The 23,544-nt window shown below is 69.9% G+C and carries 22 protein-coding genes; 10 read left to right on the forward strand and 12 right to left on the reverse strand.

Going from position 1 to position 23,544, the window contains the following annotated elements; genetic code table 11:
- Positions 1–13: 13 nt before the first annotated feature.
- The 3 genes from A6048_RS06130 to A6048_RS06140 are packed head-to-tail and all read left to right on the forward strand — an operon-like array spanning position 14 to position 1,890.
- Positions 14–373 (forward strand): hypothetical protein, encoded by a 360-nt coding sequence (locus tag A6048_RS06130; RefSeq protein WP_235027689.1) that lies wholly within the window; start codon positions 14–16, stop codon positions 371–373.
- Positions 370–1,332 (forward strand): endonuclease/exonuclease/phosphatase family protein, encoded by a 963-nt coding sequence (locus A6048_RS06135; RefSeq protein ID WP_235027688.1) that lies wholly within the window; start codon positions 370–372, stop codon positions 1,330–1,332. Before A6048_RS06130 ends, A6048_RS06135 begins: the two co-directional genes overlap by 4 nt.
- 15 nt (positions 1,333–1,347) lie before the next feature.
- Positions 1,348–1,890 (forward strand): DUF732 domain-containing protein, encoded by a 543-nt coding sequence (locus A6048_RS06140; protein ID WP_235027687.1) that lies wholly within the window; start codon positions 1,348–1,350, stop codon positions 1,888–1,890.
- 10 nt (positions 1,891–1,900) lie between these two features.
- Here the strand turns inward: A6048_RS06140 and A6048_RS06145 are convergent, their stop codons facing one another.
- The 3 genes from A6048_RS06145 to glnA all read right to left on the reverse strand — a co-directional run bounded on the left by A6048_RS06145 (position 1,901) and on the right by glnA (position 4,715).
- Entirely contained in the window at positions 1,901–2,710 is an 810-nt protein-coding gene (locus tag A6048_RS06145) for a DUF1206 domain-containing protein (RefSeq protein WP_107748253.1), read from the reverse strand.
- Positions 2,711–2,755: 45 nt separating this feature from the next.
- Positions 2,756–3,166 carry a hypothetical protein gene (locus A6048_RS06150; protein ID WP_107748450.1) on the reverse strand — a complete coding sequence of 137 codons (411 nt, stop codon included), beginning with the start codon at positions 3,164–3,166 and terminating at the stop codon, positions 2,756–2,758.
- A gap of 112 nt (positions 3,167–3,278) precedes the next feature.
- Complete coding sequence (glnA, locus tag A6048_RS06155; RefSeq protein WP_107748254.1) at positions 3,279–4,715, reverse strand: type I glutamate--ammonia ligase; 1,437 nt, start codon at positions 4,713–4,715, stop codon at positions 3,279–3,281.
- Between the two features lie 241 nt (positions 4,716–4,956).
- Between glnA and A6048_RS06160 the strand changes: the two genes are divergently transcribed.
- Positions 4,957–5,445 carry an RDD family protein gene (locus A6048_RS06160; RefSeq protein ID WP_107748255.1) on the forward strand — a complete coding sequence of 163 codons (489 nt, stop codon included), beginning with the start codon at positions 4,957–4,959 and terminating at the stop codon, positions 5,443–5,445.
- Positions 5,446–5,504: 59 nt separating this feature from the next.
- Here the strand turns inward: A6048_RS06160 and A6048_RS06165 are convergent, their stop codons facing one another.
- The 4 genes from A6048_RS06165 to sucB form a co-directional block, all read right to left on the reverse strand.
- Positions 5,505–6,260 carry a DUF4191 domain-containing protein gene (locus A6048_RS06165; protein WP_107748256.1) on the reverse strand — a complete coding sequence of 252 codons (756 nt, stop codon included), beginning with the start codon at positions 6,258–6,260 and terminating at the stop codon, positions 5,505–5,507.
- A 101-nt stretch (positions 6,261–6,361) separates the two neighbouring features.
- Positions 6,362–7,372 carry a lipoyl synthase gene (lipA, locus tag A6048_RS06170; RefSeq protein WP_107748257.1) on the reverse strand — a complete coding sequence of 337 codons (1,011 nt, stop codon included), beginning with the start codon at positions 7,370–7,372 and terminating at the stop codon, positions 6,362–6,364.
- A 21-nt stretch (positions 7,373–7,393) separates the two neighbouring features.
- Positions 7,394–8,071, reverse strand: coding sequence for a lipoyl(octanoyl) transferase LipB (lipB, locus tag A6048_RS06175; RefSeq protein WP_107748451.1), 678 nt, complete (start codon positions 8,069–8,071; stop codon positions 7,394–7,396).
- Between the two features lie 84 nt (positions 8,072–8,155).
- Positions 8,156–10,495, reverse strand: a complete 2,340-nt coding sequence (gene sucB, locus A6048_RS06180) for a 2-oxoglutarate dehydrogenase, E2 component, dihydrolipoamide succinyltransferase (RefSeq protein ID WP_107748258.1) — start codon at positions 10,493–10,495, stop codon at positions 8,156–8,158.
- Positions 10,496–10,807: 312 nt separating this feature from the next.
- Between sucB and A6048_RS06185 the strand changes: the two genes are divergently transcribed.
- A complete protein-coding gene (locus A6048_RS06185) occupies positions 10,808–11,173 on the forward strand; it encodes an oxidoreductase (RefSeq protein WP_107748259.1) in 366 nt (121 codons plus the stop codon).
- Positions 11,174–11,188: 15 nt separating this feature from the next.
- Here A6048_RS06185 and A6048_RS06190 read toward each other — a convergent pair whose 3' ends face one another.
- A complete protein-coding gene (locus tag A6048_RS06190; protein WP_107748260.1) occupies positions 11,189–12,715 on the reverse strand; it encodes a leucyl aminopeptidase in 1,527 nt (508 codons plus the stop codon).
- A 142-nt stretch (positions 12,716–12,857) separates the two neighbouring features.
- Between A6048_RS06190 and gcvT the strand changes: the two genes are divergently transcribed.
- Positions 12,858–13,970, forward strand: coding sequence for a glycine cleavage system aminomethyltransferase GcvT (gene gcvT, locus A6048_RS06195; protein WP_107748261.1), 1,113 nt, complete (start codon positions 12,858–12,860; stop codon positions 13,968–13,970).
- Positions 13,971–13,999: 29 nt separating this feature from the next.
- Positions 14,000–15,091 carry a branched-chain amino acid aminotransferase gene (locus A6048_RS06200; protein ID WP_107748262.1) on the forward strand — a complete coding sequence of 364 codons (1,092 nt, stop codon included), beginning with the start codon at positions 14,000–14,002 and terminating at the stop codon, positions 15,089–15,091.
- A 156-nt stretch (positions 15,092–15,247) separates the two neighbouring features.
- Here the strand turns inward: A6048_RS06200 and A6048_RS06205 are convergent, their stop codons facing one another.
- Genes A6048_RS06205 through A6048_RS06215 form a run of 3 tightly spaced genes read right to left on the reverse strand, consistent with a single transcriptional unit; the run spans position 15,248 to position 18,654 of the window.
- Positions 15,248–16,003, reverse strand: a complete 756-nt coding sequence (locus A6048_RS06205; RefSeq protein WP_235027625.1) for an adenosylcobinamide-GDP ribazoletransferase — start codon at positions 16,001–16,003, stop codon at positions 15,248–15,250.
- A gap of 39 nt (positions 16,004–16,042) precedes the next feature.
- A complete protein-coding gene (gene cobT / locus A6048_RS06210; RefSeq protein ID WP_107748264.1) occupies positions 16,043–17,908 on the reverse strand; it encodes a nicotinate-nucleotide--dimethylbenzimidazole phosphoribosyltransferase in 1,866 nt (621 codons plus the stop codon).
- Between the two features lie 50 nt (positions 17,909–17,958).
- Positions 17,959–18,654, reverse strand: coding sequence for a DUF3043 domain-containing protein (locus A6048_RS06215; protein ID WP_107748265.1), 696 nt, complete (start codon positions 18,652–18,654; stop codon positions 17,959–17,961).
- 179 nt (positions 18,655–18,833) lie between these two features.
- On the opposite strand from A6048_RS06215, the gene A6048_RS06220 reads away from it, so the two are divergent.
- Entirely contained in the window at positions 18,834–19,196 is a 363-nt protein-coding gene (locus A6048_RS06220; RefSeq protein ID WP_107748266.1) for a HesB/IscA family protein, read from the forward strand.
- Between the two features lie 64 nt (positions 19,197–19,260).
- Positions 19,261–20,238, forward strand: a complete 978-nt coding sequence (locus A6048_RS06225) for a carbohydrate kinase family protein (RefSeq protein WP_107748267.1) — start codon at positions 19,261–19,263, stop codon at positions 20,236–20,238.
- A 29-nt stretch (positions 20,239–20,267) separates the two neighbouring features.
- Here the strand turns inward: A6048_RS06225 and asnB are convergent, their stop codons facing one another.
- Positions 20,268–22,193, reverse strand: a complete 1,926-nt coding sequence (gene asnB, locus A6048_RS06230; protein WP_107748268.1) for an asparagine synthase (glutamine-hydrolyzing) — start codon at positions 22,191–22,193, stop codon at positions 20,268–20,270.
- A 226-nt stretch (positions 22,194–22,419) separates the two neighbouring features.
- On the opposite strand from asnB, the gene ctaC reads away from it, so the two are divergent.
- Positions 22,420–23,538 (forward strand): aa3-type cytochrome oxidase subunit II, encoded by a 1,119-nt coding sequence (gene ctaC / locus A6048_RS06235; RefSeq protein WP_107748269.1) that lies wholly within the window; start codon positions 22,420–22,422, stop codon positions 23,536–23,538.
- The last annotated feature ends 6 nt before the right edge of the window (positions 23,539–23,544 follow it).

A 23,544-nucleotide genomic window follows, 5' to 3' on the forward strand; every position in this document is an offset into this window, starting at 1 on the left:
ATACTCTGGGGCCATGGCTGTGAAGATGAATCTCACCCTCACCCTCGACGGCGTCACCTACGGCGAGCTGTACGAGTTCGTCGACGCGGTCCGGGCGGCGGGCGTCCCCGGTGACGAACGCGTGCGCTGTCTGGGATCCGACGACATGGGCGACCGATTCGAGGTGGAACTCGGACCGGACCTCCGTCGCGCGGGGGCGGCCCGCGCGGCCTCGGGTGCGCTCGTCGGGGAACCGGTCGCGCCCGCCCCGGGGACGTCCAGCTCGCCGTCGATCGCCTCGGTAGCCGAGACGGTCCGGTCGATGGTCCGTAACGGCGACGACCTCGACCGTGTGATCGCGGCCCTGGGGGACCTGCGCAAATTCCTGCGGTGAGGCGACCCCGCCCGGTGGCCCGGGCGTCGGCCGTGCTGGCCGCACTGGTGGCCGCGACGGGAATCGCTCTGCACCATTCGACCTCCGAGGTCCCCGCGGTGCTGGTCCTGGCGACGTTCGCGCTGTGGGCGTGGGCCTTCTCTCTCGTCGCGGTCCTCGCGGCGCTGCGCGCCCGCTCAGTGCTGCTGACGATCGTCGCCCTGGCGTTGGTCGGCGCGGGGGTCATCCAGTACGGCCCGCTGGTGTCTCCCGCCCGTGGGGACGACGACGAGGGGGTCGACCTCCGGGTGCTGGTGCAGAACCTCGAGTTCGGCCGTGCAGACCCGGTCGAGGTGGTCCGTGCCGTCCGCGACGGTGGCGTCGACCTGCTGCTGACCGTGGAGGCCACCCCGGAGGCCGTCGACGGACTCCGCGCGGCAGGGCTCGTCGAGATGCTCCCGCACGAGGCCACTGACGCCGCTCCGCAGACGGCCGGTGTCGCGGTCTGGTCGCGGTACCCGCTCTCGCCACCCGAGCGGATCCCCGGTTTCAGCCTGGGTGTCCTGCGCACGGACATGGCCGGACCCGCGGGTCCGGTGACGGTGGTGGCCGCTCACCCCGTGGCGCCGGTGTTCGACGGTCCCACCGCGGTCGAGGAAGCGGATCGGCTGCGCTGGTACCTCGGCGGGTTGCCCGGCCCGGCCCCCGTCGTGGTGGGCGGCGACTTCAACGCGACCTGGGATCATGCCCGATTCCGCGGGCTCCGTGGGCTCGGCTACACCGATTCGGTCTCCGGCGGGGGCGACGGGTGGGTGCCCACATGGCCCGCCGGCAGGAGAGTCCCGCCGCTCATCGGTATCGACCACGTGCTCGCAAGGGGCGCGCTGTCGGTGGGGGACACCAGCACCGTCCGGGTGGGTGCGACCGACCATCTGGGCGTGCTCGCGACGGTGCGTCTTCCCGCGGACCGGGTCCGTTGACCTACGATGCGCACCATGAGTTCACGCATCCTGACGACCGCCTCCGGCCTCGGCGCCGTCGCGCTCGCCGTGGTACTCGCGGGTTGTGGCGGGGCGACGGTCGAGGGTGAGGCTCCCGAGGTGGCCACGGAGTCCACCACGACGCCTGCCTCGTCGAGTACCCCGTTCGCCGAGGAGAGACCGGAGAAACCCACCGGGCCCGTGACGCCGCCCCCGCCGCCCGAGCCGCAGCCGGAACCGATGCCCGGGGAGCCCGAACCGGCACCCGGACCGGCACCCGAACCCGACGAGCCCCCGGCGGGTGAGCCCGCGCCGGTCGCCCCCGGGGGCGGAGACTTCGCCGCTCTGTTGCAGAGGCAGGACGTCGTGCTCCCCGAGGGCGTGGATCCGGTGGCCACCGCGACGGAGGCCTGCGGCCGCTTCGACGGGGGGCAGCAGATGGACGAGGTGTCAGGGTGGCTCGGGGAGTACGGGCAACTCGGCGCCGAGCAACAGGGCTTCTTCCTCGGCGCCGCCGTGGGCACCTACTGTCCCCAGAACTTCCCCAAACTCGGCTGAGCCCGGCGTCTCACATCCGGCTGTACCTGGCCCGCCCCAGGGAGTAGACGCCGTACAGCGCGATGCCGACTCCGGTCGCGATGAGCAGTATCTGTCCGAACGGCTGCTCGCCGACCGTCCGCAGAGCGGCGTCCAGGCCGCCCGCCTTCTCGGGATCCGCTGTCACGACCGCGGCGACGACGAGGCCGCCGAGGATGATCAGGGCGGCGCCCTTGGCGATGTAACCGAGCTGGCCGGAGACGACGATCGCCCGCCCGACGTTGCCACCTCCGGTGCGCTCGAGATCCTCGACGAACTTCTTGGTGGCGCCCTTGTAGACGTGATACGCGCCGACGCCGATGATCACCAGTCCGGCGGCGACGAGCGCCACCTTGCCGAGTCCGGAGCCCAGTAGTCCGGCAGTGGTGCCGGAGGCCGTCTCGGAATCCGAATCGGACCCTCCCGAGGCGAACCGGGCCGTGGTGACGCCGAGCGCGAAGTAGACGGCAGCCTTGGTGCCGGCCTTGCCCCTGTCCGACACCTCCTCCGATCCCAGGATCATCTCGACGACCTGCCACAGGCCCAGGGCCATGAAGCCGATCGCGCCCGCCCAGAGGAGGAACTGGCCGCCCGGTGCGGACGCGATCTGAGCGAGGGCTCCCGAGTTGGAGGCCTCGCCTCCGCCCGAACCGGTCGCGATCCGGATGGCGATCCACCCGATGAGCAGGTGGAGTATGCCGTTCATGACGAAGCCCGCACGGGCCAGCCACTCGAGGGCCGGGTGGTCGACGGCCGAGCGGGCTGCGCCCTCGACGGAACGGGGGGAACTAGGAGTCTTCATCCCAGCACTCTCCCACGACCTCGACACTCCCACGACCTCGGCGGTTCACCATTCGATCTCGCCGAGGACGTTGTTGCGCCGACGGAGTTCGGCCACGCGCTCTTCGGCCGCGCGGTGCTCCTCGGAGCGGCGCCGGGCCTGCTCTGCGAGCGCGTCCGCCTCGACCTCGGCGAGCAGGAGTTGGAGTCGGTCCTTCTGTTCGCGGAGGGTCTCGACCGAGGTGTCCATGGCGATGAGCTTCCGCGAGCCGGCACTGGCGTGGAGGAAGGGGTTCCGCTCGAGGATCAACCTCGCCTCCTCCGGGTCGAGCACGCGGGACAGCTTGAGCAGAACGGGGTAGCTCTCGCCCTCCCGGCTGACACCCGGTTCGTGGTCCGGGTCCAGGGCGGCCGCGACCACCTTGAGTGGTCTGGCCCTCGGGGAGGCGCTCCGGAAGTCGACTTCTTCTGCGTCCATGAGCTCCGACCCCTTCCGTTCTCCCACCCGACGGCGTTGTCCGGTCCTGGCCCAACGGTAAACGCCCCGGCCGCAGGGGCCGGGGCGTTTCACCTTTTACGGAGCTGGGGTGTCAGCAGTCGTAGTAGAGGTCGAACTCGTGCGGGTGCGGGCGCAGGTTGACCGGGGCGATCTCCTTCTCCCGCTTGTACTCGATCCAGTTCTCGATCAGGTCCTCGGTGAACACGCCACCCGCGGTGAGGTACTCGTGATCGGCCTCGAGGCGATCGAGCACCGCGTTGAGCGAGGTGGGCGCCTGCGGGATGTCCGCGGCCTCCTCCGGCGGGAGCTCGTAGAGGTCCTTGTCGACCGGGGCGTGCGGCTCGATCTTGTTCTTCACGCCGTCCAGGCCGGCCATCATCATCGCGGCGAACGCGAAGTACGGGTTGCCGGAGGAGTCGGGGCAGCGGAACTCGATGCGCTTGGCCTTGGGGTTGTTGCCCGTGATCGGGATACGGACACAGGCGGAGCGGTTGCGCTGCGAGTAGACCAGGTTGATCGGCGCCTCGTAACCCGGGACGAGCCGGTGGTACGAGTTGATCGTGGGGTTGGTGAACGCGAGCAGCGACGGCGCGTGGTGGAGGATGCCACCGATGTAGTAGCGGGCGACGTCGGACAGCCCGGCGTACCCGGCCTCGTCGTGGAACAGCGGCTTGCCGTCCTTCCACAGTGACTGGTGGGCGTGCATGCCCGAGCCGTTGTCGCCGAAGAGGGGCTTGGGCATGAAGGTGGCGGATTTGCCGTTCTTCCACGCGGTGTTCTTGACGATGTACTTGAAGAGCTGGATGTCGTCCGCGGCATGCAGGAGCGTGTTGAACTTGTAGTTGATCTCCTGCTGGCCGCCGGAGCCCACCTCGTGGTGGAAACGCTCGAGCTCGAAGCCGGCGTTGGTGAGGTTGGTCGACATCTCGTCGCGCAGGTCAACGAAGTGGTCGTACGGCGCCACGGGGAAGTACCCGCCCTTGGGACGGACCTTGTAACCGAGGTTGGGCGAGCCGTCGGCCTCGGACTCTGCGCCCGTGTTCCAGTTGCCGGCGATCGAGTCGACCTCGTAGAAGCCGTGGTTGGTGCCGGATCCGTAACGGACGGAGTCGAAGACGAAGAACTCGGCCTCGGCGCCGAAGAAGCAGGTGTCGGCGATGCCCGTGGAGATCAGGTACTCCTCGGCCTTGCGCGCGACGTTGCGGGGGTCGCGGCTGTAGGCCTCACGGGTGAAGGGGTCGTGGACGAAGCAGCTGATGTTGAGTGTCTTGGCCTTGCGGAACTGGTCGAGGCGAGCGGTCGACACGTCCGGCAGCAGCATCATGTCGGACTCGTGGATCGACTGGAACCCCCGGATGGACGAGCCGTCGAAGGCCAGGCCGTCCTCCATCATGTCCTCGTCGAAGGCGGCAGCAGCGATCGTGAAGTGCTGCTCGGCGCCGGGCAGGTCGGTGAACCTGATGTCTACGTACTCGACGCCCTCGTCCTTGATGAACTTGATGACCTCGTCCGGAGTGGAGAATGCCACGATGTCGCTCCTCGTCTCTCTGTGCGACGGGCGACCGGTGCCGCCCGTCGTGCGGTGACCTCACGATATGGGCGAGGTGTTGCCCGGCCGTCAACCGAATGTTTCGGCGGTGTTACGCAACGGGCCGGGTGGCGTCCCTCCCAATGGGGTCAGCCTAGTCAACCACTGTGGGGGATCGGTGACACGGGGAGTGGGGGAACGTCGAGACGGGGATCGGCCGTGTCCCGGCTACCCTGGAATCATGCGTGAACTTGCAGGATCATGGCTGTCCGGCCCGACCTCGTCCGGGAACGAGCCGGAGCAGGACTTCAAGGGTGAGCGTCTCGGGCTGCCCGAGTACGGCGAGGGCTCCCTCGCTCCGCTGGGGGTGCGCCTCGGTGCACTACTGGTCGACTGGTTCCTGGCCTACGGGTTCGTCGGGCTCGTCGTCTCCCTCGGGGGTCCGGGACTGCTCGGCGGTGAGACGTTCTCCGCCGTCGCCAGTTGGGCGACCCCGTTGCTCTGGGGCGTGACCGGCGTGGTGTGCGTCTGGCTCTTCGCCCAGACGCCGGGACAGGCACTCTTCGGAATCGGAACCGCCCGGATCGACGCCGACGAGCGGGTCGGCGTCCTGCGGGCCATCGTCCGGGTCGTCTTTGTGTTCTTCCTGCTGCCGCCCCTCGTCCAGGACGAGGACGGTCGCGGACTGCACGACCGGGCCACCGGTACGGCGCTGATCCGGACGCGCTGACCCGGACGCGCTGATCCGAACCCGCTGACCCGAACCCGCTGACCCGGGACCTGCCGGGGTCAGCCGCGGCGGCGGGCGCTCCGCTGCATGTTGCGGACCTTCGCTCCCTGCGGGAGCGGCCCCTTGGGCATCTGGTTCTGGATACCGGTCTTGGTGCCCAGGGCGCGGAGCCGGGTGTCCAGGGCGTCGACCTTCGCGCGACTGATGTTCATCGGGTAGCGCGTCAGTCGACGGTTGAGCTTGCGCAGCGGGACCTGCTCGGGGGTCGTGCCCTCCTCGTCTCCGACGATCAACTCGTAGATCGGCGTGTCACCGACGACCCGGGCAACCTTCTTCTTCTCCTGCAGCATGAGGGGCTTGAGCCGGTGGGGCTGTCCCTCGCCCACGAGCACGATCCCGCAGCGACCGACCACGCGGTGTACGGCGTCGAAGCTGGTGGTCGCGGCCACGGCCTGGTTGACGCGCCAGCCCGACCGGAGCTGGTCCAGCGCCCACGCCGCTGCGCCGGGCTGTCCCTCGGCCTTGGCGAACACGGTGTTCTGGACACGTCGGGAGAAGATCACCATGGCGAGCATCAGACCGGTGAGCACGCCGAGCGGGAGCATCCACCATTCCCCGCCCCACAGCGAACCGAGGAAGAAGAACGCGACGGTGGAGAGGATCAACGCGCCGATCATCAGGGGCCACAGGAGTTTGTCCTGCTTGGACTGGATCTTCAGCGCCTCCCACATCTGGCCGCGCTGTGCCTTGCCCGCCTGCCGCCGTGCAGCCCGAGCCGCCTTCTTGTCCGCCTTGCTGACCTCGCTCTTCGCCATACCGTTCAGGATACGTGGCGGACACCACGGTTCGGGAACCGCGGTTCGTCGCAGGGGTGCACCGGGTGAGAGAAGGGGATCGGACGTGGACGCGCGGAGGGTCAGGCGCGGGTGCGCGCCAGCACGCTGGAAGCCTCCTGGGAGGCGGCGCCCCCGGACGTCAACTGCGCGAGGTGCATCGGAACTTCCTGGCCGCGGTGCTCGAGTGCCTGGACGTAGAGGCGTCCGGCCCGGTACGAGGACCGGACCAACGGGCCGGCCATGACGCCGGCGAATCCGATCTCGCGCGCCTGGTCGGACAACTCTACGAACTCCTCCGGCTTGACCCAGCGATCGATGGGATGGTGAAGCGGGCTGGGCCGGAGGTACTGCGTGATGGTGAGGATGTCGCACCCCGCGGAATGCAGGTCGATCATCGCGTCGACGATCTCCTCTTTGGTCTCACCCATCCCCAGGATGAGGTTGGACTTGGTGACCAACCCGAAGTCACGGGCGGCGCGGATCACTCCGAGGGACCGGTCGAACCGGAACGCCGGCCTGATGCGCTTGAAGATACGAGGGACCGTCTCCACGTTGTGCGCGAGCACCTCGGGCCTGGACTCGAAGACCTCCGCGAGCTGGTCCGGCTCACCGTTGAAGTCGGGGATCAGGTTCTCCACCCCGGTGTTGGGGTTGAGTTCGTGGATCTTCCGGACGGTCTCCGCGTACAGCCACGCGCCACCGTCATCGAGGTCGTCCCGGGCGACGCCGGTGATGGTCGAGTACCGCAGCCCCATCTCGCGAACGGACTCCGCCACGCGCCTCGGCTCGTCCCGGTCGAGGGCACTGGGCTTGCCCGTGGCGATCTGACAGAAGTCGCAGCGTCGCGTGCACTGCTCGCCGCCGATGAGGAAGGTGGCCTCGCGGTCCTCCCAACACTCGTAGATGTTGGGGCATCCGGCCTCCTCGCACACCGTGTGCAGGCCGCCGGTCTTGACGAGGCTCTTGAGCTCCTTGTACTCGGGACCCATGGTGGCCCGCGTCCGGATCCACGACGGCTTGCGCTCGATCGGTGTCTCGGCGTTGCGGGCCTCGATGCGGAGCAGCTTGCGGCCTTCAGGAGTCACAGTCACGGCCGCCAGCCTACGCCCGAATCATCCCACGGGTAGACGGCCGTCGAGGGCCTCCACCAAGTCGGAGGTGACCTGGTCCAGGACCTCTGACACCGGCACCGTCCGGCCGAGTTCAGCCGAGAGGGACGTGACCCCGGCGTCGACTATCCCGCAGGGGACGATCCGCGAGTACGCGTCGAGATCGCAGTCGCAGTTGAGGGCGAAACCGTGCATCGTCACGCCGCGCTGGACGCGGATCCCGATAGCCGCGATCTTGCGCTCGGGCCTGCCGTCACCGGCCGGGCACCAGACGCCGGACCGGCCCTCCACGCGGTCGACGTCCACCCCCATCCGGGCGCACGTGGCGATGAGGGCCTGCTCCACACGGCGGACGTACTCCACCACGTCGATGGGATCCGACAGCGCGATGATCGGGTACCCGACCAACTGCCCGGGCCCGTGCCAGGTGATCCGACCACCGCGGTCCACGTCCACGACGGGGGTGCCGTCGGACGGGAGGTCCGACGGCTCCGTTCGTTTGCCAGCGGTGTACGTGGCCGGGTGTTCCAGTAGCAGGATCGTGTCCCCGCGCGCCCCGTCGGCCCGCTCCTCGGCGAGCGTCCGCTGCAACTCCCAGGTGGGTGTGTACTCGACGGTGCCGAGACGGCGGATCTCCGGCTCGACCGGATCGCGGCGCAGGGACTGACCGATGTGGGACATGGCCTCCACCCTAGGCCCAGGAGGCCGGACCACGACGACGGGCGTCCTCCCGGGGGAGGGCGCCCGTCGCACTCACTGCGGGACCTACAGTCCGAGGTCTCCCTCGAACTCGGCCTTCTGCAGCCGGTCCTTGACGGTGGTGAGGAAACGGCCCGCGTCCGCACCGTCGATGAGCCGGTGGTCGTACGTCAGCGGCAGGTAACCCATCGACCGGATGGCGATCGACTCGCCGTCCGCGTCGGCGTCCACCACGGGTCGACGAACGATCGCACCGGTGCCCAGCATCGCCGCCTGCGGCGGGACGAGGATCGGGGTGTCGAACAGCGCGCCCTCGCTCCCGATGTTGGTGATGGTGAACGTCCCGCCCTGGAGGTCGTCCGGGGTGAGCTTGGACGACCGCGCACGCTCCGCCAGGTCGAGAATCGCCTTGGCGAGACCCGGGATGTCCAGGTCCTGTGCGTTCTGGATCACCGGGGAGAGCAGTCCCGCCTCGGTGTCCACGGCGATGCCGAGGTTCACCGAGCCGTGATAGGTGATCTCGTTGGAGTCCTCGTCGTAGGACGCGTTGACGTTCGGATGCGAGACCAGGGCCTCGACCACGGCCTTCGCGTAGAACGGCAGGTAGGTGAGCTTGACGCCGTGCTTGTCGACGAACTGCTCCTTGACCTGGGCGCGCAGCTGCGCGACGCGGGTCAGGTCCGCCTCGAAGACCTGCGTGAGCTGCGCGCTGGTCTGCAGCGACTCGCGGGTCTTCTTTGCCGTGATCTTGCGGATCCGGTTGGCCTTCTTGGTGGTTCCCCGCAGCTCGGCGAGCTCCGGACGGACACCGGCGGCGGACGGCCCCCCGGCAGGGGTCTTCTTCTCGGCGGGGGCATCCGAGCCACTGTCGGCGCCCTCACCCTCGGCCGCGGCGAGGACGTCCTGCTTGCGGATGCGCCCGCCGATGCCGGTGCCCTTGACGGAGTCGAGGTCGACACCGTGCTCCTGCGCGAGCTTGCGCACCAACGGTGTGACGTACGGCGACGTACCGGACTTGGCGGCGGCCGCGGGCTCGGCCCGCTCCGGGATGCCGCCCGATGAGTCCTGCCCACCGTCCGACTTCTCCGACCTCTCGGCCTTCGCGGACGTCCCCGTCTTGGTCCCGGCCTTCTCCGCGGCCTTCTTCTCGGCCTTCGGGGTCTTGCCGGCCGCGTCATCCTGCTGGGCGGCGCCGGCCGCGTCGGTGGCGTCGCCCTGCGCCTGCGTGGGGGCATCGTCCGGACGGGTGGACTCGGCGGCGTCGGGTGTCGCGTCGTCCTCCGCTTCGTCGGCGGGCTCGTCGCTCGTGTCGGAGTCGTCCTGGTCGGATGCCTCGCCGTCGCCGATGACTGCGAGGACGGCGCCGACCTCGACGGTCTCGTCCTCGTCGGCGACGATCTTCTGCAGGGTGCCGGCGACGGGGGAGGGGATCTCGGTGTCGACCTTGTCGGTGGAGACCTCGAGCAGCGGCTCATCCATCTCGACGGTGTCGCCGACGGACTTGAGCCACTTGGTGATGGTTCCCTCGGTGACGGACTCGCCGAGTTCGGGCATGGTGACCTCGGTGCCCTTGCCTCCCGAGCCCTTGCCTGCAGAGCCGCCGGAGGACTTCGTGGGCGCGGGCTTCTCGGCGGGCGCCTCGTCGGCCTCGTCGGCGGAGTCATCGGCAGCGTCGTCGTCGGAGGTGTCCTCCGCGGCGGGCTCGTCGCTCGTGTCGGAATCGTCTTGGTCGGAGTCGTCCTGGTCGGATGCCTCGCCGTCGCCGATGACTGCGAGGACGGCGCCGACCTCGACGGTCTCGTCCTCGTCGGCGACGATCTTCTGCAGGGTGCCGGCGACGGGGGAGGGGATCTCGGTGTCGACCTTGTCGGTGGAGACCTCGAGCAGCGGCTCATCCATCTCGACGGTGTCGCCGACGGACTTGAGCCAGTTGGTGATGGTTCCCTCGGTGACGGACTCGCCGAGTTCGGGCATGGTGACCTCGGTGCCCTTGCCACCCGAGCCCTTGCTTGCAGAGCCGCCGGAGGACTTCGTGGGCGCGGGCTTCTCGGCGGGCGCCTCGTCGGCCTCGTCGGCGGAGTCATCGGCAGAGTCGTCGTCGGAGGTGTCCTCCGCGGCCGAGTCGTCGTCGGAGGTGTCCTCCGCGGCCGAGTCGTCGGATCCGCCGGAGCCGTCGTCGATGACCGCGAGCTCACCACCGATCTCGACGGTCTCGTCCTCGTCGGCGACGATCTTCTGCAGGGTGCCCGCTGCGGGCGACGGGATCTCGGTGTCGACCTTGTCGGTGGAGACCTCGAGCAACGGCTCGTCGACCTCGACCGTGTCGCCCTCCTTCTTGAGCCAGCGGGTGACGGTGCCCTCGCTGACGGATTCACCGAGAGCCGGCATCTGTACGGAGAAGGCCATGGTGTCGTGACTCCTCAAGAGTTCTGGGCGCTGCCCGCCGGCGCGATCCGCGCCCGCGTGAGCGGCGTCGTGGTTGTGAGCTATCAATTCTTCGAGACGACCAGGGACGGATCCGCTGTGGCGCCCCGCCCGGACGATCGCCCACCATTGTGCCCTGTGCCACCTGCCGGTGTCGGCGGACGCCCCGATCCCGGCGTCAGTGGACGCCCGATCCGGCCGGTGGCCGCGCCATCACCAGTGCTGAGGCTCGGTACGATCGGTTTCGTGACACGGCCCCACCCCGGACGGGGGGCCGATGGGAGGAGACCGACAGTGGCGTTCCGCGATCTTTTCCGGCGGCGGCAGACGCGGATTCCGGCGGATCCCGCGGATCTCGACCACCTCCGGTCCTGGTGCGAGACGAGGGTGGGGGTCGAGGCCTTCCTCGAGCCCGAGACTCTCGTGTCGGTCCCGGGACTACGCCTGGTCGCCTTTGACGGTGAATGGACCCGTCGAGAGGTGGGGGACGTGGCCACGGCACGCAAGCTCGCCGACGAGCTCAAGATCCCCCTGTACGACGCCATGGAGACCGGTTACCCGGACCGGATGAGGCTCTACGAGGAGGTCCGGATCGCGCGCGAACGCAAGGAGAGGGCCCGCCGGCTCCGCGAACAGATGCGCGGAGCCGACGAGGGCTGAGCCGGGAGAGCGGGGTCAGTCGGCCGAGGCGATGTCCTCGAGGACCGCGAGCATCGTCCGCACGGGCACGCCGGTGCCGCCCTTGGGCAGGTAACCCTCGGGCCCACCGTCGTTGTAGGCCGGGCCGGCGACGTCGATATGAGCCCACTGGACGCCCTCGGCGACGAACTCCTTCAGGAACAGTCCGGCGGAGAGCATGCCACCCCAGCGGTGCGGGGTGACGTTGGTCAGATCCGCGACCTCGGAGTCCAGACCGTCCCGGAGCTCCTCGGGGAGCGGCATGGGCCAACCGCCCTCGCCGATCCCGCGGCTGAGCTCGGCCACCCGGTCACGGAACTCCTCGGTTCCCATGACGCCCGGGGTCTTCCTACCCAGCGCCACCATCTGTGCGCCGGTGAGCGTGGCCGTGTCGATGAGGTGGGAGGGTGAGTCCTCGCAGGCCCTGACGATGGCGTCGGCGAGGATGAGTCGCCCCTCGGCGTCGGTGTTCTGCACCTCGACCGTCGTCCCGCCGTACATGGTGAGCACGTCGCCGGGTCGGTACGCGGTCGAGGACGGCATGTTCTCGGCCATCGGGACGGTCGCCACCACGGTCAGGTCGAGACCGAGCCGGGCGGCCAGGATGACGGTCGCGACCACGGCGGCCGCACCGCCCATGTCCATCGTCATCTGCTCCATGCCCGCGGCCGGCTTGATGGAGATACCGCCGGTGTCGAAGGTGACGCCCTTGCCCACCAGGGCGACGCTCGGGCGATCGTCGTTCCCCCGGTGCGTGAGGCGGACCAGACGCGGTGGGCGGGACGAGCCGCCGCCCACGGCGAGGATCCCGCCGAACCCGCCGTCGGCCAGAGCGGTCTCGTCCATGACCTCCACCTCCAGGCCCGCGGCGGCGGCGAGCTCGGCGGCGCGGTCCGCGAAGGAACCGGGGAAGAGCAGGTTGGGCGGCGTGTTGACCAGGTCGCGGGCCAGACCGACGCACTCGGCGATGGTGGCGGCGCGGGTCACCGCGTCCGCGCCACCCTCCGCGACGAACACCTTCACGGAGTCCGCCTTCTCGTCATCGTCATTCTTAGCCGTGACCTTGGCCGGCCGGAACGATCCCAGCGCCGCCCCCAACGCGACGGCCTCGACGCGTTCGGCGTCGAGCAGGACCAGTGCGGCGCCCAGTCCTCGGCACGCGCGCGCGGCGGCGCCGGCCGCCCGGCGCAGTGTCTCGTCGCCGATCTCGTCGACGGAGGAGCCGAGGCCTACGAGAACCACGGACCGACCGGGGACGCCCTCCGGCGCCGGGACGCGGGTGGTGGACCCGACCTTGGTGGAGGCGCCGACGGAGTGGGCCAGCGTGGCCAGCGCCGCGGTGACCTCGCCGTCCAGACCGGGGGCGACGACGACGGGGGCCGCGTCCGACTCGGCGCCGCCATTACCGCGGTCGGCGCCCGCGGCGATACCGACCACCACCACCTCGGACTCGACAGGCGTCGTGACGGCCTCGATCGCGGCGAGGTCCGGGCTGTGGGTGAGGATCGACTGCGCGGTGGGCATGAAGCACTCCTGGTGGTCGGCGGGGACGTTCGGGACGTGTCAGATGCCCTGATGACGTGGCGGGACCGCCACGGCCAGGGCACCATAGTCTATCGACTACCGTGGGAGCACAGCCGTACTGGAGAGCGCGAGGAGTGGCCACATGACAGACACCGGGGACCTCTACGAGGGGCCGCTGCACTCTCGTCACGTGGAGGTCGGGGCCACCTTCGCCCCCTTCGGTGGCTGGTCGATGCCCGTTCAGTATTCGGGCACCGTCGCCGAACACCACGCCACCCGCACGACCGTCGGACTGTTCGATGTCAGCCACCTGGGCAAGGCGCTCGTGACCGGACCCGGCGCCGCCGGTTTCGTCAACACCTGCCTCACCAACGACCTCGACCGGACCTCCGCCGGCAGCGCCCAGTACACGCTGTGCTGCGGCGAGTCCGGGGGGGTCGTCGACGACCTCATCGCCTATCGCGTCTCCGACGAGGAGATCTTCCTCATCCCCAACGCCGCCAACACTGCCGAGGTGGTGCGGCGGATGCAGGCCGCCGCCGCCGAGCGTGCGCCCGGGGTCAGCGTCACCGACGAGCACCGCTCCCGCGCCGTGATCGCAGTGCAGGGCCCCCTCGCCGGGGAGGTCCTCACCGCGGTCGGCCTGCCCATCGACCTGGACTACATGGCCTTCATCGACGCCGACTGGTCCGGCGTCCCCGTCCGGGTCTGCCGCACCGGGTACACGGGCGAGTACGGCTTCGAGGTCCTGCCTGCGTGGGATCAGGCCGGCCCGGTCTGGGACGCGCTGGCCGAGCAGGTCCTCGCGCGCCAGGGTGCGCTGTGTGGTCTGGGTGCCCGCGATTCACTGCGCACAGAGGCCGGGTACCCGCTGCACGGCAACGAGCTGTCCCTCGACCTCAGTCCGCTCGAGGCCCGCTGCGCGTGGGCCATCGGCTGGGACAAACCGTCTTTCTGGGGGCGCGACGAGCTGCTGCGTCAGAAGGAGGCCGGCCCCGCCCGCCGCCTGTACGCGCTCGAGGTCACCGGACGCGGGATCCCGCGCGCCGGACAGACCGTGCGCTCCGGTGGCCGTGACGTGGGCGTCACCAGCTCCGGCACGTTCTCGCCGACCCTCAAGACGGGGATCGCGCTCGCGTTCATCGAGCTGGACGCGGGTCTGAAGAAGGGCGACGAGGTCGTCGTCGACGTACGGGGGCGAGAGGTACCGTGCCGCCTCGCGGTACCCCCGCTCGTCGAGATCCGCACCCGCTGACCCGCCCCTTCTCACCTAAGCGAGACGACATGTCCCAGTTCGACATCCGCCCCTCGGCCACACCGAGGTCGACCGCCGAGCGCGAGGCCATCCTCGCCGCCCCCGGCTTCGGCAAGCACTTCACCGACCACATGGTCACCCTCCCGTACTCGAACGGGCAGTGGGGCACCCCGGTGGTGGAGGCGTACGCCCCACTGTCCATCGACCCGTCCGCCGTGGTCCTGCACTACGCCCAGACGATCTTCGAGGGCCTCAAGGCCTACCGGCAGGCCGACGACTCCATCGCCTCCTTCCGGCCGGAGCAGAACGCCGCCCGCTTCAACCGCTCCGCGGAGCGCCTCGCCATGCCGCAGCTACCCGAGGAGCTGTTCATGGAGTCGTTGCGACAGATCGTGGCGATCGACCGCGACTGGGTCCCCGCCGCCGGCGGGGAGGAGGCGCTCTACCTGCGGCCCTTCATGATCGCGACGGAGACCGGCCTGGGTGTGCGGCCGGCCGACGAGTACCTCTACTCGGTCATCGCCTCGCCCGCCGGCGCCTACTTCTCGCGCGGTGTGGCCCCCGTGAGCGTGTGGCTGAGCACCGAGTACGTGCGGGCCAGCCCCGGCGGAACCGGCGCGGCGAAGTTCGGGGGGAACTACGCGGCGTCGCTGCGTGCTCAGGAGCAGGCCGCCGCCGAGGGCTGCGACCAGGTGGTCTGGCTGGACGCGATCGAGCGCAAGTACGTCGAGGAGATGGGCGGGATGAACCTGTTCTTCATCCTCGGCACCGGAGACTCGGCGGAGATCGTCACCCCGGAACTGTCCGGCTCGCTCCTGCCCGGTGTGACCCGCGACAGCCTCCTGCAGCTGGCACGTCACCTCGGGTACCCCGTGACGGAGCGGAAGGTCTCGGTGGAGGAGTGGGAGGCCGGGGTGGCCTCCGGTGAGATCACCGAGGTGTTCGCGTGCGGCACCGCCGCCGTGATCACGCCCGTCGGCTCGGTCAAGCACGCCGAGGGCGGGTACACGGTCGGCGACGGCGGCCCCGGCGAGATCACCATGCGTCTGCGCGAGACCCTCACCGGGATCCAGCGCGGGTCCGTGGCCGACACATTCGGGTGGATGACCACGCTCGCCTGACCGGGCTCGCCGCCCACCGGGCCCGCGCCACGACGCGATTCCGCCCCGACGCGATCCCATCGCCAAGAGCGTTCCGCACACGTTTGCCGAGTAGGAAGTGTGCGGAGCGCTCTTCTGGTTGACGCGCGAGCCATGTGTTGACGCGCGAGCCGCAGGTCAGGCCAGGATGACGGCCGCGACGAGCGCAGCGGCCGCGCCCGCCTCGATCCCCGCCCCCAGGACGTCCCCGTTGACGCCACCGAGGCGGCGGACGGCGTGCCGCGCGAAGCCCGCCGCGGCCGCGTAGAAGGCCAGACCGATCGCCGCCCCGACCACAGGTGTCCACCATGTCCCCGCCGACAGTGTCGCCGTCCACCCGGACCCGGCCAGGCCCGCGCCCGCCGCAGCACTGATCAGTCCCACGGCCACCACGGCTGCCCGGGACTGCGACCCGGCGACCATCGCGCCGAAGCCAGTGGCGGACGCCGCCGGGACACCTCGGCGGAGCTGGACCACCGGCAGACAACGCGAGAGCACGAAGGCGGCGATCGGCGCGAGCCACGCGCCGGAGGCGACCAGGGCCCCCAGGGCCGCGACCTCGGCGAGCAGGACCAGGACCAGGACCGCAGCGCCCATCGGTCCCACCGATCCGGAGCGCATGATCTCCAGCGCCCGGTCGGGGCCGGCGTACGAACCCAGTCCGTCGGCGGTGTCGGCCAGCGCGTCCACGTGCATCCCGCGGGTCAGCGCCAGCACCGCCGCGATCCCCATCAGGCCGGAGATGACGGTCCCGGCCCCCAGTGCGTGCGCCCCGTGGGCGACGGCGGTGGCGACGACCCCGCAGACGAGTCCGACGACCGGCATCGCCGTCATCGCCCGTCCGGCCTCGGGCCGGCCCGGGACGCCCGGCCCACCCATGGGCAACACCGTCATCCAGGACAGTGACAGGCGGACCGCGGCGAACACCTGACGTCAGGCCTTGCCGCTGACCCCGGCGTCGGCGAAGGTCGCCATTTCCGTGAGGATCGCGATCGCGGCGTGGACGGTGGGCAGCGCGGCGACCGCGCCGCTTCCCTCTCCCAGACGCATGGAGTGCTCGAGGATCGGCTCGAGCGAGAGATAGGTGAGCGCCGCGGAGTGGGCGGGCTCGGCGCTCCGGTGACCGGCGACCCACCACTGGCGTGCCCCGGGCGCCAGTGATTCCGCGAGCAACGCCGCGGCCGTGACCACCGCGCCGTCGAGGATGCAGGGGGTCTTTCGGACCGCCGCCTGCGCGAGGAAGCCCGCCATCGCGGCGAGGTCGGCGCCCGCGACCCTCCGCAGCATCGCCACGGGGTCCCGGAGGTCGCCGGAGGCCCGGAACATCGCATCCCGGATCGCGGCGGTCTTGCGCATCCACCCGTCGTCGTCGACCCCGGTGCCGCGCCCGACCAGCTCGACCGGCTCCCGGCCGGTGACGAGACAGGTGATCACGGTCGCCGGGGTGGTGTTCCCGATCCCGAGGTCGCCCGCGATGAGCAGGTCCGCACCCGAGTCGACCTCCTCGTCGGCGATCCGGCGGCCGGCCGCGACCGCCGCCCGGACCTCGTCGGGGCTCAACGCGTCCTCGCGGTCGATCGACCCGCTGGAGCGACGGATCTTGTGGTCGTCCAGACCGCCGGGCCGCTCCGCGGACATGGACATGTCGGCCACGCGGACGGTCGCCCGCGCGGCACGGGCCAACACTGACACGGCCGCGCCACCGCCCACGATGTTGTCGGCCATCTGCAGGGTGACCTCGCGCGGATAGGCGGAGACCCCGTTCTCGGCGACGCCGTGGTCGCCGGCGAACACCACGACCCGGGCCCGCTCCAGCGGGCGGGGCGGGCACGTCCCCTGGCATGACGAGATCCACACGCCGAGCTCTTCGAGTCGACCGAGCGAGCCCGACGGTTTGGTCAGCACGAGCTGCCGGGCGCGGGCCTCGTCGGCGACGGTGTGCGCCGGCGGGTGGACCGGGGGAAACACCACGGGGTCGTCATAGTGCGCGATGTCGGCCAGACCGGGGAAGCCGTGCGCCGGAGGCCCGGTCTCCGGCTCGGCCGTGAGCTCTGACTCCGGCTCGGCCGCCGGCGAAGCCTCTGACTCGGTCGCCTGAGGACTCTGTGACTCCGCGGCGGGGGCGGTGGGCGCGGAGAGTTCGGTGGATTCGGTGACCCCGGTGACCCCGGTGACCCCGGCGGCCTCACCAGTGCCGGGTGAGGCCGGCCCGGGGCGGGTCGACGCCGGTGCGGTGGGATCACCGTGGGAGTGGTCCGCCGCGGTGGGAACTCCGGGGGCGGAGAGGGGGAGGACCCGACCCGCGACGACGAGGGCGGCCGAATCACACACCTCGGCCACCCGCCGGTTGAGCGAACCGATCAGATCCGAGAAGAGCCGCCCGGACAGGGTGTCGGGTACGACCCCCAGGCCGACCTCGGGGGAGACCAGGATCAGCGAGCCCTGGTGGGCGGCGACCGCCGAGACGAGCGCATCGACCTCATCGGCCACGCCCGCCCCGCCGTCCGCCCACCCGAGGGTGGCGTCCATCCGGTGGGTGAGCCACCCCCCGAGATCGTCGACGAGGACCGTGCCGTCCGGATGATCGGCGAGCACCCGGGCGATCTCGTCGGTCTCCTCGGTGGACCACTCAGCGGGTCTGCGGTCCCGGTGCGCGTCGATCCGGCGGGCCATCTCGTCGTCGTCGGGATCCCGACGCGCGGTGGCCACGTACACCACGTCCCCACCGGTGGCCGCGGCCACCGACTCGGCGTGGGCGGATTTGCCCGAGCGGGTGCCGCCGAGGACGAGCAGGCGCATGGCGTCAGAGGCCTTCCGTGGATCGTCGATCTGGTCGGGTGTCGATCAGATCAGATGGAGTCGCCCGGGCGGACCCGGGGGCGCGGGGTGCGGAGCATCCGCGGCTGCGTCGCCCGCATCACCGCGTACCACCCCATCCCGAACCCGGTGTCCTCGGTGTCCGGGAACCGCTCGCGGACGACCCTGTTGACCGTGCGTCCCAGGAGGATGCCGTCCACCACCACCACGACGATCAGGATGAGGAACAGGTTCTGGCTGTAGAACATCAGCTCCGGGTTGGGGATGAGCTGGAACACGATCACGAACAGCGCGAGCGGCATGAAGAAGTTGATCAGGCGCCGGTGGGTGTCCACCCAGTCCCGGGCGAAGCGGCGGACCTCGCCGCGGTCGCGAGAGAGCACGTAGCGGTCGTCGCCCTGCATCATGAGCTGGCGGCGCTCCTCGCGCGCGCTGCGCTGCTCGGCCCGAGCGGCCTTGCGCTGGTCCTTGGTCATACTGGCCTCGACGGCCTTGCGCCGCTCCTTGGCCTCCTTGCGGGTGACCGGCGCGGTCACGGGACCCGTCCGCAGGCCCCGGGCACGCTCCTGATCCCGCCGCCTGGGGGTGGGCTTGCCCTTGCCCGCGGGCCGACGGGCGTCTCCTGCCGACGCCGGGTCCGCGCCCGGGGAGGACTCCGGCCCGGTGTCGGTATCTGAGGAGTCCTTGCCGGGATCGTTCTTACTGGAGCCGAATGCACGCAACTTCACGTACCCAGGCTAGGCGATCGACCACCACGAGGGATATTCACCCGTACGTCACTGCGGGCGTATCGTGTCCGATGAAGGGACGTCCGGGGAATAGAGAGCTCCCCGGTGGACGTTGCACGACTCAGGACGCCACCGAAGGACGCCAGAGAAGACCTTCTCGGATCGCTAGGAGAACCGACATGACCACTGCGGAGAACACCGCCACGGAGAGCACCGCCACCGGCGTGCTCCTCACCGACACCGCCGCCGCGAAGGCCAAGGCCCTCCTCGACCAGGAGGGACGCGACGACCTCGCCCTCCGCATCGCCGTCCAGCCCGGTGGGTGCGCCGGCCTGCGGTACCAGCTCTTCTTCGACGACCGCACGCTCGACGGCGACGTCGTCGACGACTTCGGCGGCATCAAGCTCGCCGTCGACCGCATGAGCGTCCCGTACCTCACGGGCGCGTCGATCGACTTCGTCGACACCATCGAGAAGCAGGGGTTCACCATCGACAACCCCCAGGCCACCGGCTCGTGCGCCTGTGGCGACTCGTTCAACTGAGCCTCGCACGTACTGACGACCCGGACTGATCACTGATCAGTCCGGGTCGTCTACTGTCTGGGTCATGCCCGTAGTGATCACAGGTTCCATCGCCACCGACCACCTCATGACCTTCTCCGGTCGGTTCTCCGAACAGCTCCTGCCGGACCAGCTCGCCCACGTGTCGCTGAGCTTCCTGGTCGACTCGCTCCAGATCCGCCGCGGCGGGGTCGGTGGCAACATCGCGTTCGCGCTCGGCGTGCTCGGCCGCCGGCCCCACCTGGTCGGCGCGGCGGGCGAGGACTTCGCCGAATACCGCGACTGGCTGGAGAAGCACGGCGTCGACACCTCTGCCGTCCACATCAGTTCCGCCCTGCACACCGCGCGGTTCGTGTGCACCACCGACTCGGACATGGCCCAGCTCGCCTCGTTCTACCCGGGTGCGATGGGGGAGGCCGCCACCATCTCGCTGGCCCGCCTGGTCGACCGCATCGGTCGGCCCGAGATCGTGCTCATCGGCGCCAACGACCCGACCGCGATGAACTCCCACACCGCGGAGTGCCGCGAGCTCGGACTGGATTTCGCGGCCGACCCCTCCCAGCAGCTGGCGTTCCTCGACGGGGAGGCGGCCGGGGCACTCGTGGACGGCGCCCGGTACCTGTTCACCAACGAGTACGAGTACGAACTGCTGCTGAACAAGACCGGGTGGACGGCCGAGGAACTGGACGCGAGGGTCGGCACCCGCATCACCACCCGCGGCGGCAAGGGCGTCGTGATCGTGGAGAAGGGCGCCGAGCCCCTGGAGGTGGGCATCGTGCCCTCGGACAACCTGCTCGACCCCACGGGAGTCGGGGACGCGTTCCGCGCCGGCTTCCTCACCGGCGTCATCGACGGTCTCTCCCTGGAGCGATCCGCCCAGTTCGGCGCGCTCATCGCCACCCACGTGCTCGAGACCACCGGCACGCAGGAGTGGAGCATCGATCCCTCCGCGGCGCGTCGACGCCTGGCAGACGCCTACGGGGACGAGGTCGCCGAGGAGCTCTCGGCGTTGCTCCCGGCCTGATCCCGCGCGGGGCGGCAGTCCAGAGCCGACTAGAGGCGGACGGGGTAGTCCCGCTGCTCGATGTCCGGGGTGATCCGCCCCTCGACGAAGATGCCGTGCCAGATCATGAAGCACAGCATGGTCCAGATCCGACGGCTGTGGTCAGAGACGCCGCTCCGGTGCTCGTCGAGCATCCGCAGCACGGCGGCCTTGTCCACGAACTCGTCGGTACCCGAGGCCAGGACCTGCTCGCGCGCCCAGTCATGAAGCTCCGGTCCGGCCAGCCAGTGGCGGGTCGGGACGGGGAAGCCGAGCTTCTTGCGGTGGAGCACGTGCGCGGGCACGATCCGCTCCAACGCCTTGCGGAGCGCGTACTTGGTGGTCCCGTGCGCCACCTTCTCCGTGTGCGGCAGGCGGGAGGCGACCTCGTAGACCTCGCGGTCGAGGAACGGTACGCGCAGCTCGAGCGAGTTGGCCATGGTGACCCTGTCAGCCTTGACCAGGATGTCCCCGCGCAACCAGGTGAACAGGTCCAGGTGCTGCATGCGGGCGACGGGGTCCCATCCCCGTGAGCGTTCGTAGATCGGACCCGTGACGTCCTGGTGGCTCCACTCCGGTCGGTAGTCCGTGAGGACCGAGCGCACCTGGTCCTCGGAGAACGAGCGCGCGTTGCCGTAGTAGCGGTCCTCGAGGCTCATCGATCCGCGGTGCAGCAGGCTCTTGCCGCGGGTGCCCTCGGGGATCCGGGTGCTCGCCCTGCCCAGCGCCCGGCGCAGGCCGCCGGGGATCTTCTCGAACGGCGCGAGCGAGAGCGGCTCCTTGTAGATGGTGTACCCGCCGAAGAGTTCGTCGGCGCCCTCGCCCGAGAGGACCACCTTGACGTGTTTGCGGGCCTCGCGGGCGACGAAGTAGAGCGGCACCAGTGCCGGATCGGCCACCGGCTCGTCGAGGTACCAGATGATCTCGGGGATCGCGGCGGCGAACTCCTCGGGCGAGACCACCTTGACGATGTGCTCCACACCGATCGCCGCGGCGGACTCGGCGGCCACGTCGATCTCCGAGTAGCCCTCCCGTTCGAAACCGGTGGTGAAGGTGAGGAGGTTCTCGTTGTGGCGTCGGGCGAGCGCGGCGATCGCGGTGGAGTCGATTCCGCCGGACAGGAAGGATCCCACGGTGACGTCGGCCCGCATGTGCTTGGCCACGGAGTCCTCGAGGGCCACCGCGATCTCCTCGTAGCGGCGCTCCGCGTCACCGTCGGCGACCGGGACCACGGGGAAGGTCGGCTCGAAGTAGCGCTCGATCACCGGAGCGGCACCGGGGGAGAGGGTGGCGTGGCAACCGGACTCGAGGCGGCGGACTCCGCGGGTCAGAGTCTCGTCCTCCGGGACGTACTGGAGGGTGACGTAGTGCTGCAGCGCGCGGGTGTCGAGTGAGGTGTCGACGACGAGGAGGTCGACGAGCTCGGTGATCGACTTCTTCTCGCTCGCGAACGCGGTTCCCCCGGGCCCGGTCGCCATGTAGAGCGGCTTGATGCCGAACGGGTCACGGGCCACGAACAGCGTGCGCTCGACGGTGTCCCAGATGGCGAAGGCGAACATCCCGCGGAGCCGGCGGACGGCGGCCGGCCCCCAGTGGTGGAACGCCACGACGATCGGCTCGCCGTCGCCCTCGGTCCGGAACTCGGCCCCGAACTCCTCACGGAGCTCCGCACGGAGTTCGACGTAGTTGTAGATCTCGCCGTTGAACGTCAGGGCGTAGCGGTCGGGTTGCTCGGGGGGCCCCCAGCGCAGCGGCTGGTGCGAGTGGGCGATGTCGATGATCGACAGGCGGTTGAAGCCGAACGCCAGGTCGTCGTCGACCCAGGTCCCGACCTCGTCCGGACCGCGGTGACGCTGGCACCCCATCGCGCCCAGGACCCTCGACTCGTGGGTGCGGGCGGAGCCGTCGGGGGTGAGCAGACCAAGCAGGCCACACATTCGTCGGGTACCTCGTCGATCGTCGTCGGGGGTGGGGATAACCCGCGTGTGCGGGCCACGATGGGTTCGAATACTACTGGTCCCGGGGCTCCCGTCCGTCGCAGCAGACGGCGAAGGGGTGGGTTCGGTGAAATGCCGGGACCCGCGGCTTCCAAACTGAGAGCCGTGGTCTACTCTTCTTAAGTGTCCCGGCCACGTGGCCGGTGCCGCTGATCAGGAAGGCGTGATGGTGGAACAGCGTGACGGGCGTCGTCGGACGCGCAGGGCTGCACTCGCGGTGTCGCTCGGCACATTGGGCTTGTTTTTGTCCGGTTGCAGCCTCCACACCGACAACAAATGGTGGAACCAGACCATGAACTTCGGGTTCCCCAACGGGATCACGCCCGAGGGCATCGCCATCCGCGAGTTCTGGACGCTCACCGTTGTCACATCGCTGATCGTCGGCTTCTTCGTGTGGGGCCTGATCTTCTGGACCATGGCCTTCCACCGCAAGCGGAAGAACGACGACGGGGAGTTCCCGCGTCAGACCGCGTACAACGTGCCGCTCGAGCTGGTCTACACCGCCGTGCCGTTCGTCATCATCTCGGTGCTCTTCTACTTCACCGTCATCACCCAGAACAAGGTCCTCGACCTCCGTCCGGCGGAGGAGGTCGGCGTCAAGGTCGACGTCACGGCGTTCCAGTGGAACTGGAAGTTCGGGTACAACAAGGTCGATGTCGCGGGTGTGTCCATCGAGGACGGCACCAACGAGGAGGCCCAGCGTGCAGCCGAGGAGGCCGGCGTCCTCTCGGAGGAGCAGCGAATGGCCCTCGGTCACCACGGAGAGCCCGCCGCCGGTGGTCCGATCCACGGTCGTCTGGCCGAGGACAAGTCGTACCTGCACTTCAACGACATCGAGACCGTCGGCACCTCCGAGGAGGTCCCGGTGCTCGTCCTGCCGACCGGTACCCGGGTCGAGTTCCGCCTCGCGGCGGCCGACGTGATCCACTCCTTCTGGATCCCCGAGTTCATCTACAAGCTGGACGTCATGCCGCACCCGGGCCAGAACCAGCAGCTGAGCATGTTCCAGATCGAGGAGATCGAGCGGGAGGGTGCCTTCGTCGGGCGGTGTGCCGAGATGTGCGGCGCTTACCACGCGATGATGAACTTCGAGCTCCGGGCCGTGTCGCCGGAGGCCTTCGCGGAGTACATCCAGTTCCGTCAGGACAATCCGACCGCATCCAACGCGGAGGCGCTGGAGTCGATCGGCGAGGAGCCCTACTCCACGTCCACGTCACCGTTCAAGACGGGTCGCAGCGATACCCGCGACCAGAACAACATCATCGAGAACGCATCCGCTAACTGACGTCTC

This window comes from Dietzia psychralcaliphila, from assembly GCF_003096095.1.
In the GTDB taxonomy this organism is placed as follows: Bacteria; Actinomycetota; Actinomycetes; order Mycobacteriales; family Mycobacteriaceae; genus Dietzia; species Dietzia psychralcaliphila.